The sequence below is a fragment of the Nonomuraea sp. NPDC003707 genome, assembly GCF_053587055.1.
On record NZ_JBSFNK010000028.1, the window covers coordinates 43393 to 62524 of the forward strand.

The window sequence follows — 19132 nt, forward strand, 5'->3', positions numbered from 1 at the left end:
ATCGTTCAGACCGTCATCATCGGCCTGAGCTCGTCGTCGCATCATCGCAACGCCTGTTGCAGGAAGGCGCCTATGGCACCGGACAACCTGTGGCCCGACCACGGCCTCACCCTTCGCGGGGACCAGGTACCGGCCGCCACCTCAGTCGTCGACCTTGCGCTTCCACGACTCCGATTGGCACCGGATGCGCCAAATCGGTAGGGGTCCGGTCACCGCTTTGCTGCTGCGGAAAGCGTGACCGGACCCCAGCCCCCGCCAGTGTCCTGTTCAACGCTGGCACCCGTGCCCGGCGCGCATACCGCTGCCTGCCGACGCATCGAAGGAGGCAACGTGCGCCCTTGCACTCCGCGGGATCAAGGCACGCGGCGGCCATGACCGAGACTCAGTTCAGGCCCACCCCCTCTGGCCGCAGCCTGCTGCGGAGAGTTCGCCAGGCCATCACCGCCGGACTCCAGCGCGCCGAGCAGATCGTCAACGATCGCCGCCAGCGCGGCCAGCGCGCCCGCACGGCCGGCCCCGCCGAGGTCCGCCAATTCAGTCTCGAACTCACCGCCGAGCACCAGCTTGCGCTCCCCTACATGCGCCAGCCCTACCAGGAGCAGTGGTGGGAGCAGGCCACACCGGAACGCATCGGCGCCGCCTGGGAGATCACCGCCAGCTGGGCGTGGCTCGGCGAACCATACGCCGAAGCCGCGCTGCGTCATCTGCGCGATCAGACGGCTCAGCTGTACGGCATCGCCATCGATCTGTCCACGCCCGCCCGGGACGTGGTCGAGCTTCTCGCCCGCGCGGCCACCTCTACGCTGGCCCGCCGCACCGATCCCGGGTACGCCACCGTCAGCCTGGCCGTACGCGATACCAGCCGCAACACCGTCATCGCACATCAGCTCGACCTGCCCCTGCCGCCCGGGATCCCACCCGAGCAGGTCGCGGCCGAGCACCTGCAGCGCTACGTCGGCACACTGGCGCAGATCAACGGCCAGCCCGCCGACCACCTGATGACCAGCCGCTACCAGGTCGAGCTCCATCACGGCCCGACCATCACCGGCCCGCCCGTGGCCACGGTCAGCGCCGACCAAGCCCGCCAGGTCCATCAGCACATCCTCGACTGGCGCGCCCACGTGCTGGCAGGAACTCACATCGTCCCGGTCAGCCCGGCAGAGCTGAGACAGGCCCTGCTCGCCGAACAACACCGGCTCGAACTCCTCATCACCCAGCATCGAGATCGAGCCGCCGAGCACACCATCCCCGAGCTGGCCGCCGATCAGCTGACGTTCGCCGCGCAAGCCGAGCAGGAGCTGAACTACACCCGGCTGCGCCTGCACGCCTCCGACGCCGAACAGCGCGGCGAGAATCCCGCCCACGTCTACCAGCAGGCGGTGTTGCTGGAACGGCTCACCAACGAGTGGTGGCGCGACGTGAGCATCGACGAAATGGTCAGCGTGTGGCGCTACGTCACCGGATGGCAAGACGGCCAGGCCCGGCAGACGATGCTGGCGCGCCTGCAGGAGGGCATGTACGCCGCGTGGGGCGTGGTGGTGCTCGCCGGGGCATCGGCCGACCAGGTGCGCGACATCGTCGGGCCGCGCATCCGCGAACGTGACGACCACGCCGTGGCCGCCATGCGCGCCCGTGTCCGCCGCTCTCCCTCCAACGGGGCCTCGACGGCCTCACCTCCTTCTCCCGGCGCTGCCGCCCCCTCCTCGCGGATGGCGGAGCCGCAGCCGGGCGCCGCCGGTCAGGACAGCGAGGTCGCCACCCCGCGCGCGCAGCAGCAGCCCGATCCGGAACCTGACCCCACCGCGAGCACGCCGCCGCGGACAGCCGCACATTCCTCGAACGGCACCAGCAACGCCGACCAGGCAGCCCCACCAGCGAGTTCCAACGTGCTCCAGCAGCACGGCCTCCAGCAGCACGGCCAAGACGATCTCAACGTCAGGAACGACGTCATCGGAGACGACCTGGTCGTCAACGGCGACGGCGACGATGGCACCACCTCTCGAAACGGCGAGGTCGCTGCCCAGCGGATCCGCCTTGAGCCCACCAAGCCACCTCGCAGCGCGACACGCCCATCGCCCGCGCCCCAGCCTCACCCCGTGCCGGCTCCTCCTGCGCCGGACGTGGCCGACGATCACAGCCTGCTCGGGGACGGTGGGGCGACGCCGAGCCAGGCCGCCGCTGCCAGCCAGACTGGCCAGGCCGACGGAGACCATCACGTCCCAGCCGCCGCGAACGGGCAGCCCCAGCCGGGCCGACACCAGCAGCAGGCGGAGCAGGACGGACGGCAAGCCGCCACGGCCAGTACGGCTGCCACTGTCAATCCCGCAGCCCTCATGGACCTGGACACCGCCGAGGTCCTGCTGTCCAGAGGCTCCTATTTCATGGCCGAACTCGTCCTCAGCCGGGACGATCCCGCTACCTTGTCGCGGCTGATCAGCGGCGCCAGCGCGGGTGCCGGCGTCGGCGGGTCCCTCAGTTCTCCAACGTGGCGCTCTTTTAGCGTGCGCCGGCAAGGCCTGCGCATCGAGGCGGGAGACGCACCGAACCGCCGTATCCACGATCTGACATGGGCCCAGCTGCACCGGTGGATCCAGCCCGGACTGAGGGGCGACCATGCCGCCAACTTGACCAAGGCCAGCACACTCAGCAGCCGGTACAGGTGGCTGGCCGATACCTACACGCTGATGGGGGAGTCCGCCCTCCACCGGGCTGTGCTCGCGGAACTGGAGGCAATAGGGCACACCGCCCAGAACGGCATCATCCGAGATGCCCTCGCCGTGCATCAACCGAACCTCCATCTGGACCCCTTCCCGGGGGAGACGTCAAGCGGGCGAGCGCGGCTTGACGAGCTGGCCGACGCCATTGCCGCAGTCGCACGACACCCGACCCCTGTTTTTGATCTTCAGTCGGGCAGCGTCATCCTGGCCCCCGGCTATCAGCTGAGTCCCATGCGTGTGATCACGGTGGAGGAGGCCGCCGACCGGTACGATATCCACGGGGTACTCCCTGACGGCCGCCGCGTCGTACATCCCTGGCACAAGCCGTCCGATCCGGCAGATACCGCGCCGGTCACCACGCTGACTTTGCCGCGCTCGTTGGCAACGCTGGCCGACCCGGCAGCCCCCGCCGTCCCCGCCGTCGAGCCTGCCCGTGCGGAAACCGCCCCTGCCAGCACGGCCGGCGCCGTCCCGGATACCGACCCCAGCGGCGATCGGCTCGCAACGGCCACCGCCCACCACGAGCAGAGCGAAGCTGCCCCATCGGGGTCGTCTGACCAGGCCGATTCCCTCCCGCCGTCCAGCGAGCAGCCGGCAAGCGCCGGTCCGGGAGGCGAGCCCGCATCCCGGTCCTCGACGTCGGTCGTGCCCCCCGCCGACCAGCGGCCGACCGCGAGCGCCCCTTCGCCCGCCAACCGCGCCGCCACAGTGCCACGGCGGTTCACCGCTGCAGAAATCGGGGAGCAGCTCAAGCGCTTCACCGCCACGTGGTTCTGGCAGCTGGTAGAGGCCGTTCAAAGCCCTGACCCGGCCCAGGCCCTTGATCGGTTCGGCCGCAAGACCGTGGGGATCGGCGGGCTTGGCGGCACCGTCCATCACACGCGGGCCGGGCTACGGGTAGAGGTGAACGACGCCAACGGGCAGCCGGTCCGGCGCGAGATGCTGATCAAGTGGGCGGATCTGGCCGATAAGTGGATCCGGCCGGCACTATCCAACCCGCGGATGGTCGTGCTCGGCCGCGCCGAAACGTTGTACCAGCACTACAGACGCGGTTTGGAAGCGTTTGAACTCCTGGGCCAGCGGCCGTTTCAAGATCAGGCGATCGACGAGTTGAGCGCGATGGCCGAACGTGCTCGCGACGACATCGTGGTTGCGGCCATCGCGCGCAACAGCGCAGCCGCGACGCAGCAGACCTTGTTCGAGCCCGACCGGCACACGCCCCCCGCCGAACCCGCGCCGCGCTCCATCGACGATGCCGAACTGCCCTCGCTGCTGCACCGCCTTGACGAGCTTGAAGCTGTCGTTCCGAAAACGTGGGAGGAGTCCCCGCCATTCGACGACCTCAGCCTTGGTGATGCTGTCGGCACGCTGGACGGTCACGGGCTGCTGATTCTCGACGAACCACCGCGCCGCCACGACACTCACCTGGAGCTTCGCGGCAGGCTGTTGCAGCGCGAGTGGGGCACACCGGTCAGCGAGCCGCACACCCTGCATCTCGACGCTGACGAGGTATCGGTGGCGGTGGTCCGGCTGCCCCGGCTGCCGAACCTCGCAGTCGACCGGCAAGAGCGGGAGAGCTCGCCGGCGGAGCCGCACGCCGAGGCCGCCATGGACACAGGCGCTCAAACGGCCGGGCTGCCAGCCGCGGAGCCTGCCTTGCCGGCCGCGGTGGAGACTCCCGCCCCGGCGCCCGGCCAGGCCGCCGCCGAGCCAACGGCAGGCCAGGAGTTGGAGGCGCTGGTTGCCGAGCACTTCGGCAAGAAGTTCCTGTCCGGCCACCCGGCGGCCCAACGCTCGGCCATGCGGCATGTGATGCCGGTGGCGCGCATCCTGCTCGAACGGGCCCTTCAGCACGAGGGGCTACAGGCCGCCCGCGCCACGATGATCTCCGATGAGGTGCTGGCGTCGGAGGATTTCACCGAGCGCATCCTGTCATTCTGGGTAGCGGATCAGTTCCGTCACCCGGCCGAGACCGGGATACCGGCCAGCTTCGCGAACCTGTTCTACGAGATTTCAGCAGTTCAAGACGCCTTCATCAGGAAGCTCCACGCGTGCGTCCAGCAGGCTGCGCCCGTCCCGCCAGCGCCGGCAGAGCAGGACCTCCCGCCTGGTGTGCTCATCCCCACGCCCGAGTCGACCACGAACACCATCCTGCACGGCCTGTATCAGGCAGGTATCCGATATGGGGTACACCACGAGCAGGACGGTCGTGTCCTGGTCGAGGTTATCCGGGACGGCGCCAGGCTACCGCCGGACGTGGCGGCCGCCCGCTACCTGCCTCACCTCGGCATCGCTCCCGGCGAGGTCACCGCCGACGACATGGCGCGGGCGATGCAACGGCTCGGCGCGCCCTGGGTGGCCCAGCTAGTCGAATCGATCACGACTCCCGGCGCGGCCCGGCCCTCGCAGTTCCGGCACGCCAGTGGGCGGCGCCTCCCACACGAAACCGATCCCGGCGCTGTCGAAGACATCGAGGTGTCGGCGGGCGGTTTGGCTGTGCAGGTGCAGACGCCCGGCGGTGCTCGAACCGGCCGGTGGGGCTGGAAACGGCTCGGCCAACTGGTCTCACGCGGCTTGACCGATACCCGGACCGCGATCCTGCGCGAAGGCCGCGCGCTTCTCCAGCATGTCCAGGACGCGCAGAAGAACCGCCCGCGTGACAACGACCCTGTCCGGAACGCAGCCGAGGAACTCGCCCAGCTGCTGGCCGCGCACACGAACCGGCTCTTCACCGACGCGCTGCAACCCGAGCCGCTGGTTCCTCCGACTGACGGCGGCCCGGCCGAGGACGCGGCGGACACGATCGATGAAGCCACGCTGACACGCATTCGGCACTTGGCTGCCGAGTTGCTCCCGCAGGTGTCCCCGCCTCCGTCCGAGCCCGGCCCGCCCAGCAGCGACGCGCCAAAGGACACCGCCCGGCAAGACGACCAGGAATCCGCCGACGACGCTCGCGTGGCCCCACCAGCGGAACCGACTGAAGCGGCGCAACCCGATTCCGGCGGCCCAGGGCAGGACACCCAGCCCCAGACGGCCCCGCCGCCCGCCGCCCCGCAGAGGACGGGCACCGGCAAGGCCCGGCCCGCCAGGCCGCACCGTGCGGCCGCACCAGCGCCGATGTTCATCGCGCACGCCTACAACGCAGCTGGAGCGCTGGCTTTCACCCAGAGCAACGAAGCCAGCGCGGAAGCCGCGCAGGCCACGGCCGAGCACTGGGCCAAGGTTCATAACGGCTCGTGGGAGGTCATCCACGCCAGTCGCGCGCAATTCGACCACTGGGCGCGCGGCGACCACAGCCAACCCGTACAGGGCATGGTCGTGGCCACCGGCCGGCCGCAGACCGCCGAGCCGAAGGAGGTCGCGCCGCCAGCCGAGCCTGCGGCCGTGCCGCAGCAGAGCGCCAGCCCCGGCTCCCCCGCGGCATCCACCTCACCCCCGGCGCCCGCTCCCGCGCTGGAGGACCCGGCATCCCAGCCGGAGGCCGGAGCCCTGTTCGACCCGGCGGACGTGATCGTTGACCGGCCCGACACGGCAACGGAACGATCGGCGCCCGCCGAAGATGGCAACCACACCAGCGTGGGCCAGCCGCACACGCCCGCAGCCGACGCGCCACCAGTTGCCGCCAGCGAGCCAGCTGACCAGCCAGCCGCCGGTGACGCCGCCGACCCGCTCGCGCCGTTGCGCCAACGCCTGCGCGCGCTGGCCCAATCCCCTCGGGCAAGTGCGTCACGCAACGCCCGGGTCCGAGCACGGCTGGAGACCATCGCCGACAGCCCCAGCCTGACGGTCAGCCCCGACGGACACCTGGTGGTCTTCCAGGATGGCGGCGCGTACGGCATCGCCACCACGCACGCCGGTGACGACGTGGTGCCGAACGTACTGCTCAAGAACCGGCCGGAGAGCGAAGTCGTCGAGTTGGCCCACCTGGTCGAGAGCCAAGCTCGAGACCGTGACGGGCGGCCGTTCCCCTGGCACGCCGAAATTTTCCGGGAGGCCGTGGAGTCGTGGACCTCGGCGGAGGGTCTGGCCCTGCGCGATGCCGTCGTGCACATCGTTGCCAACCACGACCGCACCCACGAGCGCCACGACGCTCTTGCCGTCGTACTGGACAACGAGCGCATCTGGACCGCTCACCACGCCAGGGAGGGGCGCCACCGCGGCCCCATCAAACCGGACGAGATCGTACGCGGCGACCGGCTGCGTATCGCCCGGCCGCGAGCCGGCCGCTGGGACCCCGAGATCATCGAGGGCATCGCCATCAGGCCGCCCCACCGCGACTCGAACGGCATCGTCGTCGACCTGCGCACCGTTGAGGGGCCGACCCGCCCGGTTCACCTGACCGCCGATGATGGCATCTTGCGGATGGGTGATCTGTGGGCTCTGCCCGACAGCGGCCCCTCACCCACAGCCGAGCTGTCCGCTCACGATGCGGGCACGCCCACCTCGCAGACGCCACCTGCCCCGGCTCCTGCAGAACCGCATGCGGCTGCGGACCAGGAGAATGCCGTTCCATCTGGCACGCGCGGCCTCGCCGAGGACAGCCCGTGGGGTGGACCGCTGCGGCCCGAACGCATCCTGCATGCCGACGACACTCCACTGACCGTACGAGGTCAGGGTGAGGACGGCGATCAGAGTCGGCCCGCGGTCGCCAGCGGAGCGCTTCCTGCCGCCGATGCCGACCTCGCGCCCGGCCTGCATCAGGTGGTGCGCTGGTCGGACGGCAGCTATGGGATTGTCGCGCCCGCTCTGATCAGCCGGGAATCCATCGATCCGTATGCAGGCATGACGCCGGAGCAGGCGCTTCGTTGGCTTGCCTTCGACAGGGCCGAAGCTGACGGCAACCCCGTCGCCTACCTGCCCGCCGACCGTGTCGTGGTCGGCGACGTCATCCAGGTCCCGCGTGGTCCCCGCTCCCGCACCATGGACGCGCACGAGGTGCTGGAGGTAGCGCCCAACAACCCCACCCTGCCCGGCGTGATCACTATCGTCACTCGGACAGGACCTCGGGCGACGAAGAAACGCGCCTACCCCCGGCAGGGCGCGAACACCCCCTTCCCCGCCGTGGGCGTGTTCGCCCCAGCCCAGCATCCCAGCCTGCAGGCCACCTCCGGCGCGGCCGCGTCCGAGAGCGATCGGCTGCAGCAGGTGTGGCACGAGCTTCATGGATGCGCCGATCCCTCCCAATGCGCGGCCCCTCTCGGCCAGGAGCAGGCCGACAACCTGCGCTATGCGATGGACATCCACACCTCGCTGGCCGAGCAGGACCCCGGCGGCGGCCGATTCCAGCTGACCTGGGATAGCGAGGCGGCCAGCATCGGCGTCTCCTGGCAGCGTGGCCGCGCCGCCGCCTGGACGATGTTCGTCACCACCGGGGCTGGCGTGTTCCCCGTGTTCGTCGGCCGGCGATGGGCGGACGTCTCGCTCGGGTTGAACGGTGCTCCACCAGCGGGCGAGGTTGCTACCCGCTTCTACGCCGCCCTTCAGACGCATGCAGGACTGTCCCCGGCAGGCTCGCAGCCGGAGGAACGACCGCCCGCTGCCGGCCAAGAAGCAACAACTGCCGCTGCCGGTCCGTCACCGGCCGCCGCCGTAGACGCAGAGTCGGCCGAGTCCGTGAGCCCAGACGCCGAGAACGCAGCCGCGGATCCGGAAGCGGGCGCGAGCTCTGCCGAACAGGCAGGGCAGGTTCGGCAGGTACGGGCAGAGATCCTGCTTGAGGGCTACGTCAACCTGGGCGCCGGCTATCACTACCTCAGCGCCTACCCCGACGAGGCCGCCGGGTGGCCGCCACACACGAACTTCTCTCTGGGCGCGCACCACGACATGAGGTGGCTGCGAGATCAGGCCGATGCCAACGGCGTCGCCGTGGTGGAGGGCGTGCATACAGCCACCGGCGAGACGGTCACCGTCGAGGTGGACCTCAACACGGTCAGGGTCTGGCCGTCCCAGCCGTCACCTGCGCGGGAGGATCACAGGTCGAACCCCGCTGTTGATCAGGCGCCTGCCCGCACGAGTGAACCAGCGGCGACCTCGACGCCAGACCAGAGCGTCCCAGAGGTTGGGGCGGGTGATCCGAAGGTTGGACAAGGACCGCCAGCACCGGCGGGAGCATGGTCCAACAAGATCACCATTGTGCAGGAGGGGCACGACCTTCTCGTCCGCGGCACCGACCGAGGAGATCCCGAGCTGCTGCGTGCGGCGCTGAAGAAGAACCAGTTCTGGTGGGGACGCCGCCCCGACGCCTGGCTGTACATGGGCAGCAGCGCAAACGCTGACCACGCCGTTGCGCAGATTCGGCAGGCGCTGGTCACACTGGATGCTGAAGCGGCTGAGGAAACGGTGTCGCACCCACCGACACCCCAGCAGCAGCGCATCATCGACGCGATCCTGGATGACCGCCAGCAGGTGGCCGTGCAGGCGCTGGCCGGAACCGGCAAGACCACAGTCCTGCGCATGCTCGCCGCTCGCGTCGCCGAGGCGGCACCCAGCAAGAAGATCCTCTACCTGGCGTTCAACAGCTCCATCGTCAACGACGCCAAGGGAGCATTCGGCCCTAACGTCCGGGTCAGCACCTTCCACGCGCTGGCCCGAGCCGGTCTGGTGGGAGGGAAATACGCGGCCAAGCTGGACGCAGTCGGCAAGGGAGTTCAGCGCCCCGAGGAGGTCGCTGAGGTCCTCGGTATCCCTGACGAGATCATCATCGGCGAGGACACCGTTCAGGGGGTCACCCTGGCGCGCCTGGCGATGCAGGCCGTGGTCAAGTTCCGCAACAGCGCCGACCCAGAGCTTGACGCGCGCCATGTGCCGACGTTCGACACACCACCGTCGGAGTTGAACCGCACGGTGCTCCACTACGCCAAGCACGCTTGGGCGGACATCACCGACCCTCAAGGCAAACTTCTGTTCGACCACGACGACTACCAGAAGATCTGGGCCTTGAGCAGGCCGCGCCTCCACACTGACCTGATCTTCTTCGATGAGGCGCAAGACATCTCAGAAGTCCAAGCGGACGTGGTGCGACGCCAGCCCATCCAGACCATCGTGGTGGGCGACTCGCGCCAGTCCATCTATGGCTTCCGCGGCGCCGTCGACGCGCTCGATCGCTGGCCCGCAGAGGTCGTCCTGCCGCTAACTCAGTCCTGGCGGTTCGGCCACGCGGTGGCCACCGCCGGAAACCGGTTCTTGGCCCTCCTCAAGTCGCCGTTTCTGCTGGAGGGAAACCCCCACCGCGACAGCCGTCTTGGTCCGGTCCCCGATCCTGACGCGGTGCTGTGTCGCACCAATGCGGGAGCCGTCGCCGCCGTCATCCAAGGGCTGGACGCGGGCAAGCGCGTTGCCATGGTGGGTGGTGGTCGTGATCTGCGGGCCATCGCCAAGGCGGCCGGCGAGTTGATGGCGAGGCGTCCCACCAAGCATCCAGAGCTTGCCGGGTTCAAGGACTGGGACGAGGTTCGCGAGTACGTCGAGGAACACCCAGAGGAGAGAGGTCTACGCACCTTCGTCCGCCTGGTGGACAAGCACAAACCACAAGGCCTCATCTCGATCATCGACCAGATGGTCCCCGAGGACACCAAAGATCCGGAACATAAGCCAGAGCTGATCGTCAGCACCGCGCACAAGGCCAAGGGCCGCGAGTGGGATCACGTGTTGATCGCCGACGACTTCTCCGGCCCGACCACCAATGAGGACGGCACAACGAACCTGCCGCCCGCTGAAGACCTGCGGCTCGCCTATGTCACCGTCACCCGGGCACGGGTCAGCCTGGACATCGGATCGCTGGAGTGGATCCTCGACGACGAACTGCTGCACGAGTTCAACGTCGCCCCCGAGCTGATCGCCCAACTTCAGCCGGTTGAGGCCGCGCCTGCGACGCGGCCTGACCAACACCGCATCCAATCGGCACAACCGGCGTCGCAAGCGGAGCCGGCCGAGGCAGCCCAGCCGGAAGAAGGACAGAATCAGGCTCATGAATCACTACGGCAGGTTGGCCGAACAGTACACCAAGCGGTGGCGTCCGACGGCCTACCAGCAGATCAGCGACCCGGAGACGCACTTCACCGAGCTAGGCGAGGAGATCGCTCAGCTGGTGCTGGACAAGACGCAGGAGTTGGCGGGGCCGGACCAGCCCGAGGAGGGCTACCTCGCCAAGACGCGACGCATGGAAGCGGCCCAGGCCAGCGCGCGGGAGACCATTCTGAGCGAGATGGTGTACCTGCCGCCGGAGAAGGGCGTGACACCGGACTAGTCAACGGCGCCGCAACCCAGCCGGGCGCCGATGCCATCGGCCCGGCGGGACAGCCTGAGGGCGATGCGGCGATCCAGAGCCCAGGGCACGAACACCAACAGCTTTCCGCTGCGGTACAGGACAGCGGCCAGCCGCTGATTCCGCAGCCTGGAGTATTTCCGGCAGAGATCGAGCCGCAGATCACCGCCGCCGCCGACGCCTACCGGCAGGCCCTGGCCGGAGACAACGAAGGCGACATGCTGGCCGCCTGGGCGGCCTTGCGGGACTTGATCGATCAGGCAGCCGACGGCCATGCCCTGGGCAGCCCGATCTATGAGGAACAAAGGCGGCTGCATCGGGCCGGCATCGTGGCTCGGGATGCATGGGATGCGACGCATCAGGAGGTCATCCGCGCCAATCGGGAGCGGCGGGACCGCGTCACCGCCGCGCTGGTCGAGGCGGATCGCCTGACCACGGCCGGCGAGCTGGACAACGCGCTGGCAGCCGTGGACGATGTCGCGCGCGCCTACCCCGATGCCGGGGATTGGGAGCAGACGCGACGTCAGGTGCGCGAACGGTGGATTGACCCCACACCGCTGCCGTCCACCGACGACGGCACCCCTCCTTCCCCTCCCGGCATGTCGCCTGGGCGGCGCCGACGCCTGGTCGAGGCGATCGAGAACCATGCGGCCAGCCACGCCTGGACCGGTGATCCCGGCCGATACATCGCCGACACCTACGGCGAGCACCATCTGACAGGGGAGGCAGGCCAGCAGGAGAAGGAGTGGGTCGACGCCTATCTGGCCGCTCACCCCGAGGTGTTCACGTTCGATGACAAGGAGCGGCGGCGCCGATTCCGCCAGCACGAACGCGCCCGTGCCGAACGCCGTCAGCAGGCCACAGAGCTCTCCTCGCAGGCTTATGAGCTGTTCACCGCCGGCGATGCCGAGGGTGCGCTCGCGCTGATTGAGCGGGCCGAGCAGTTGGATCCCGACGGGCAGGGATGGGAGGAGATTCGCGGCACCATCCGCGAAACGGGCGTCGAGGTCGCCGGTGAGCCAGGCTCGGACGGCTCACAGCCGGAATCCGACGTCTCCCCTGGTGCGGCCGAGCCCGCCGCCGACCAGAGCGGTCAGGTCGACCCTGGCCAGGACACGCCTTCTGACAACGTGACGGCGGGACGCCCGGACGCCGACCCGGCCTTCCGCTTCGCTGGCCAAGACGACCTCGCTCCGTCCGGTGAGGTCGCCCGGGTGCGCGCCAACCTGGCCGCCCTGACCGCGCTCCGGCGCCTCCAAGCTGAGGACCGGCCCGCCACCGCCGAGGAGCAGCAGGTGCTGGCCCGCTGGTCCGGTTGGGGCGCGGTGCCGGCGGTGTTCGACGAACGCGACGACAAGCACGAGCGGTTCGCGTGGGCGCGCAACCAACTGCGCGAGCTGCTGTCGCCGGAAGACTACGACGCGGCCGCGCTCAACACGCTCAACGCGCACTACACCGACCCGGCGATCGCTGGCCCGCTGTGGGCCGCGATCCAGCGGCTGGGTTTCACCGGCGGCCAGGTCCTGGAGCCCGGCTGCGGAGCGGGCACCTTCATCGGGTTGGCGCCCGAGAAGGCGAACATGGTCGGGGTCGAGCTCGACCCCACCACCGCAGCCATCGCACGCTACCTGTATCCGCAGGCGCGCATCTTCAACGAATCGTTCGCCGACTCCCGGCTGCCCGCAGGCGGATTCGACCTGGTGATCGGCAACGTGCCGTTCGGATCGATCTCCCTGGTGGACGAACGGTACAACCCCAAGCGGCGGCACAGAATCCACGACCACTTCCTGATCAAGTCCATGGACATGGTCAAGGAGGGCGGCCTGCTGGCCGTCATCACCTCCGCCTACACACTGGACAAGCTCAACCCGGCCGCCCGCCGCGAACTGGCGGCCCAGGCCGACCTGGTCGGCGCCATCCGGCTCCCGTCCACCGCCCACCAGCGGGCCGCCGGCACCAAGGCGCTGACCGACATCGTGCTGCTGCGCCGCCGTGAGGAGGGGAAAGCCCCGGATCCCACCGCGTGGGAGCGATCGCCCGTCATCACGGTCGACGACACGCAGGTGCGGCTGAACGAGTACTTCCGCGAGCATCCCGAGCAGGTGCTCGGCCAGTTGGAGACGGGCGGGCTGCGCCGCGAAGACGAGTTGGCCGTCCGGCTGGACGAACCTCTGGGGCCCGTGCTGGAGCAGGCGCTGGCCCGGCTGGTGGAGCGCGCCGAGCGCGACGGGCTGACCTGGAGCAGCGAGCCGCCCCAGCAACAGCAACCGGTGAAGCCCGTGCAGGAAGTGCGCGAGCGGCCGGAAGGGCACCTGGACGTCGACGACGCCGGCCGCTTCACCATCGTGGAAGGCGGCAACGCCGTCCCGTACAAGGTGCCCAAGACACAGGTCGCCGAGTTGGCCACAGCGGTACGGATGCGCAACACCGTCCAACGGCTCTTGGAAGCTCAGCTCGAGACCCTCGACGACACCGCGGAAATTCTGGAACTGCGCGAACGGCTCAACCACCTCTACGACGGCTACGTCACCCGCTACGGCCCCTACAACCGGTTCAAGCTCATCAACAGCGGCCACATAGATCCCGAAACCGGGGAACCCAAGCTGCGCCGCCAGTACCCGCCGGTGCGTCAGCACCTCGCCGACGATTCCTGGCTGATGGGCCTGGAAATCTTCGACGAGGAGACCCAGACCGCCCGCAAGCAGGAGATCTTCACCCAGCGGGTGATCGGCCGCAACGACCCGCCGCTCGGCGTGGACCGCGCCGAAGAGGCATTGATGGTCTCCTTCGACCAGCACGGCGAGATCCGCATGCCGTACGTGGCATGGCTGCTGGGCTGCGATGAGGACGAGGCCCGCCGAATGTGCGGGGATCTCCTGTTCACTGACCCCGCCACCGGCCAGCCCGAGACCGCGACACTGTACCTGGCCGGTGAGGTGCGCAAGAAGTTGCGCGCCGCGAAGGCGGCCGCTGAAGCCGACCCCGACTTCGTGCGCAATGTGCAAGCCCTGGAAAAGGTCATCCCGGAAGATTGGGAGCCAGAGCAGATCAGCGTCAAGCTGGGCGAGCCGTGGATCCCCGTCGAGATGATGCAGGACTTCCTCCGCGACGCCTTCCACGACCCGAACCTCACAGTGCGCCTGGAGAAGAAGGAAGAAGACACCGGATGGAAGGTCCGGCCAAGCCGCGGCAGTGCCGTGCTGGAGGAGGAGTGGGGGACCGAACGCAAGAAGGCCGTCGAGATCGCCGTGCACGCGCTCGACCAGTCCACCCCCATCGTGTACGACACGATCCAGGTAGGCGAGTCGACCAGGCGGGTTCCCAACCACGGGCAAACCGCGCTCGCTCGCGAAAAGGTCACGGAACTGCATCAGAGATTCGCCGACTGGATCTGGGACGATCCCACCCGCTCCGACGACGTGGCCAAGCAGTTCAACGAATCGTTCAACGGCTACGTCAACCCGGACTACCGCCGCATGCAGATCAGCTTTCCAGGCATGTCGCCTGCGGTCCAGTTGTATCCCCACCAGGTAGCGGGCGTCGCCCGCACCCTGTGCGAGGACACCGTCGGGCTCGCCCACGCAACCGGCGCCGGCAAAACCCGCACGATGATCGCCGCGGCAATCAAGATGAAGCAACTCGGCATTGCCTCCAAGCCGGCCATCATCGTGCCCGGCAACGTCATCGACGAGTTTGAACGCGAAACGCGCAGAGTCTTCCCCAACGCCAACTATCTGCGCGGCTCCGCCCGCACCCTGCGCGGCAACCGGCGCGAGTTCGTGGCGAAGTGCGCTGAGGGGAACTGGGACTTCGTGCTGCTGACCTACGAGGCCGCCGCTCGCATGCCCCTGCGGGAAGAGACGTTGGCCGAGTACACCAACGACCAGGTGTTAGGCGCGCTCAACCTGGACGGTCTGTCGGTCAAGAAGCGCCAGGAGACGATCAAGAACGCGAGAGAGAAGGTCAAGCAGGATCTGGCGCGCCAACGCGATGACGGCGCCAACCTGGAGCTGTCGGGCATCGACGCGCTCTTCGTCGACGAGTTCGACAACTTCAAGAACCGCCGCCGCGACTCCAAGATCTACGGCCTGCGCTACACCAACAACAGCAAGCGCTCCGCCCAGATCGAGGTGATGCTGCACTACGTCCGGAGCCGCGGCGGCCGCACTGTCGGAGCAACGGCCACGTTCGTCACCAACGCCATCGCCGAGACGCACACCGTCGCCGCTCAGCTAGCTCCCCATCTCCTGAAGGAGCAAGGCATTGTCCACATCGACGACTTCGCCTCTGTGTTCATTGCCCCTGACATGCGCGTCGAAAGCACCGTCGTCGGCAACGCGCTGCGGGTAAAGGAACGGCTGCGCTACACCAAGACGCTGGCGCTGAGCCAGTTTTGGCGCCGCTTCATCGACTACGTTCCCAAATCGAAACTCCCCTACATCCCCGAGCCGCCGCTGGCACCCCGGCCAAGCGATGGCAAGCGGGAGGCCGAGATTGTCGTCTGCCCGAGAATGCCGGAGCAGGACGCCTACATCGATCATCTCGTGGAGCGGGCCGAGCGGCTCGAAGCGGGCGGCGTCGAGCCTCAGGACGACAATTGGCTGCTGCTGTCGCATCATGCTCGCGAGCTGGCACTCGATCCGCGGCTGCGTGGGCTGGAACCCTCAGGCCCCACAAAGGTCGACATTGCGGTCGATAACGCCCTGAAGATCTACAAGCAGTACGAGGGCATCACCTACATCGACAAGGCCACCGGAGAAGAACGCCCTGCACCAGCCCGACTGCAGGCGATGTTCTGCGATATGAGCACCCCCAAGGAGGCCTGGAACGTCTATGACGAGGCCACCGATCGTCTGGTCGCGGGCGGCGTCCCGCGCCACAGGATCTGGCGCATGCAGGATGCCAAGACCGAGGACGCTAAGGCGCAGGCCATGCTTCGCCTTCAGAACGGTGACTTCGACTTTGTGATCGGCAGCACCTCCACTATGGGCGTCGGAGTCAACATGCAGCGCTGGGGCATTGCCGAGCACCATCTGGATGCGCCGCACCGGCCTCGCGACATGATCCAGCGCTACGGTCGGCTGCCACGTAATGGCAACGTGTTCGACCAGGTGCACCGCTTCGTCTATGTCACTGAGGGCACCCGAGACGCGGCCAGTTGGGACCTCCTCACCTATAAGGCCGAAGAGATCCACAAGCTGCAAAGCGGCGAGATCACCGGCGAGGACATCGACGATCTCGACTCGCCGGCGCTGTCAATGGAGGAGATACGCGCGATGGCCACCGGCAACCCGCTGCTGGTGGAGAAAGCACAGCTCAACGGCGAACTCAAGCAGCTGCAGCGGCAAGCGACCGCCTACAACCGGCGACAGGGCCGCCTGGGCCGCACCGTACGAGAGCTCACCGCGCAGGCCAGTTCCCGGCGCCGTGAGGCAGACGAACTCGCTCAGCTGATTGAGCAGCGGGTGGACACTCGTGGTGACGAGTTCGCCATCACCCTCCAAGGTCAGCGCCATACCAAGCGGGCCGACGCGTGGCAGCAACTCAAGTCGATCGTGCAACACCAACTGGTTCGCACCGCCCAGAACAAACCCGACACCAACCTCACCACTCAGGTGGGACAGCTGGGCGGGTTCGCCCTGATGATGACCGCCGGATACGAGCGCAAGCGCGGCGCGTTCGTAAACCTGGGCCTCGACGTCAAGTACCTGCACGGTACGTTCCTCGACCTGGATAACTTGGCCGACAAGGACGGCGGCCACACGATTGTCGCACTGGAAAAGCAGTTGCGTGGGCTGGAAGCCTGGCGCGAGTCGGCACTGGAGGGCGCCGAGCGCGACATCCAGGACGCCGAACTTGCCCGGCAGCAGCTGGGCCAGCCGTTCCCGCACGCTGACCGGCTGAACGAGGTTCGCACTCGGATGGCCGAGGTCGAGCAAGAGCTGCTGGACATGGCCATCACCGATGCTCGCGCCGATCTGGACCCCGGCCGGATGGCGGAAGTGCTCGGCGCGGAACTCGCCGGCCGCGACTACCAGCACGATCCGCGCCGGGACTTGCTGGCGTTCACGCTCGGCGAGGGCAAGGCTGTGCATCTGCAGGTGCGGGTCAGTGACGACGCCGAGCGTCCGTTCCTGGTGGCCGCTCATGGCAAGGCGTGCACCAGCACCCGGCGGGAACTCCCTCGGGTTGTTCGGTACATGGCCGGCGGCGCCTTCCGCGGCCCCCTGGAGCCGCGGCAGATGGCCGACATGCACCGCAGGCTCATCGACGACCCCGGCCCTGCCCCCGCGATCGAACCCTCCAGGCAAGAGGCTGATGTGAGGCAGGCCCTGACCCAGCTCAACGACGAGCATCAGCTGGGGCTGTCGTCCAGCGACGTGGAGTGGATTGCCGCGCTGACCGAGGCCGGCGACGAAAAGTTGTGGCGCGTCGCCAACGTCAACCACCTGGACAACTTCCTCAGTGTCTATGACTCCTGGCTGGAAAACCACCTGGCCGACCGCTACGACGACATCCCCAGTGAAACGGTGAAGGCGGCGTACTTCGGTCCCCGCTCGGGCACTCTCCGGCCCCGGCTTGCCGAGCTGCTCGCCCCGCACACCTACCGTCACCTACGCGGCCCCGACGCGCCCGACAACGGCCCGAACCCCGCCTACCATGCCGCCCGCGAGCGATCAGCATCCCTGCCGCCGCTGGATGAGACGTCGTTCCTGGCAACGGTTCTGCCGCCCTACCAGAAGCCAACCGAGATCGTCGCAGGCCACAACGTGCTCCGGCAGGCCAGGGGCAACCTGCTCGCCATCTACGCCAGCCCTCACCTTGGGCCGCAAGAGAAGAGTGAGCCCCTCACCTCCCTGCTGCGCGACCTCAGCCAGGCGATAGCAGAACAACCCGTACCAGACCGGGCATCGCACGCCGACCTAGTGGAACACCTGGTTCAGGCGCGTCGCCAGGCCGCGGAGCTGGCCACGATGTCCACCGGCCCCTTCGCTCTGGCGGCCCGCCGGATGGAGCAGGCGCTGGCCCGGCACGGTGCCCGGGTCGCCGCCATCGCCCGCGCGGATTCTGCCGAGCCCGTCAGAGTGGACCGTCTGCTGATTCCGGCGAACGAGACCGAACCCAATGATCCGCAGGTGGTGACCGTCTCCGACCCGCTCATGCTGTACGCCGAGCCGTACCCGAATCTGCAGGCGGTTACTGGTGCTGGGCGCGAGCTGGCCGAACGAAGTCAACGGTGGCAGGAGGCGCGCCAACGCCAGGACGCGCCTACCCCCGAAATGGACGCGCTCCAGCAGGACGTGGCGACCCTGCTCACCGAACTGCGCGACGGTCTCGGCTCTGCCAGCGTCACCGAGACCGGCCAGCGCTGGATCGACGCCAGCATGCGCGCCGCCCAGCTCGCCGACACCATGACGGATCCGGACGAGCAACAGGCACTGCGGGACCTGGCGCGGGCAAGCTTCCAGCACGCCAGCCGCTGGACGGCCCCTGTGGACCAAGGCCATCTCCACGCCCAGGCCTTCCTCTCCCAGGAGGCTCGCCGGGCAGACACCCACCAGGTGGTGGAAGCGTACGACCGGTGGCGGGACACCAGCACGTGGCGCGACCTGAGCAACATCGCCACCGCCGGCCCCGCAGCATCCGGCCCTGATGACGAACACACGGTTCACATGCGTCATCTTCACGCCGCTGGGACACGCCTTGAGCAGGCCATGGAGGGCCTACGGTCTTGCCAGGACGAACCCGACCCGCAGCCGGCCCTCGAACACGCCACGGCGGCAGGGGAGGCAGCGCACGCCATGGTGTTCCTGTTGGGCTACGTCCCCAACGGCTACGCCCACCGGCCCACCATCCAGACCCTCATGCACGCGGCCTACCGGCATGCAGCCCACCTGCAGGCCAGCACCACTGATGCTCGTCCCCCAGGCGACGCCACCCCACCCGTGGCAGCATCCTCAGCCGCGCACATGGCCGGCGCAGCCGTGGCCGCGGCCTTCCCCCGCTCGGCGACACAGCAGCTCACCCACGCGGCCCAGCACGCTGATCCACACGACCACCGAACCACGCAGACCGGCCGTCCCTCGACCGCCCACGCAGTCGAGCGGTGACACAGCCCCTGTCTTCCAACCGCCGACGCACAACCTGAGAT

General features: G+C 68.5%; 1 protein-coding gene. It reads left to right on the forward strand.

The genetic code is table 11. The annotated features are described in order from the left end of the window. Window positions 1-371 precede the first annotated feature (371 nt). Window positions 372-19091 (forward strand): UvrD-helicase domain-containing protein, encoded by an 18720-nt coding sequence (locus ACWDRB_RS47420; RefSeq protein WP_449905603.1) that lies wholly within the window; start codon window positions 372-374, stop codon window positions 19089-19091. Window positions 19092-19132: the final 41 nt, after the last annotated feature.

Coding starts and splice junctions, on each gene's coding strand:
- ACWDRB_RS47420 (WP_449905603.1), top strand. CDS start 372: ATGACCGAGACTCAGTTCAGGCCCACCCCCTCTGGCCGCAGCCTGCTG.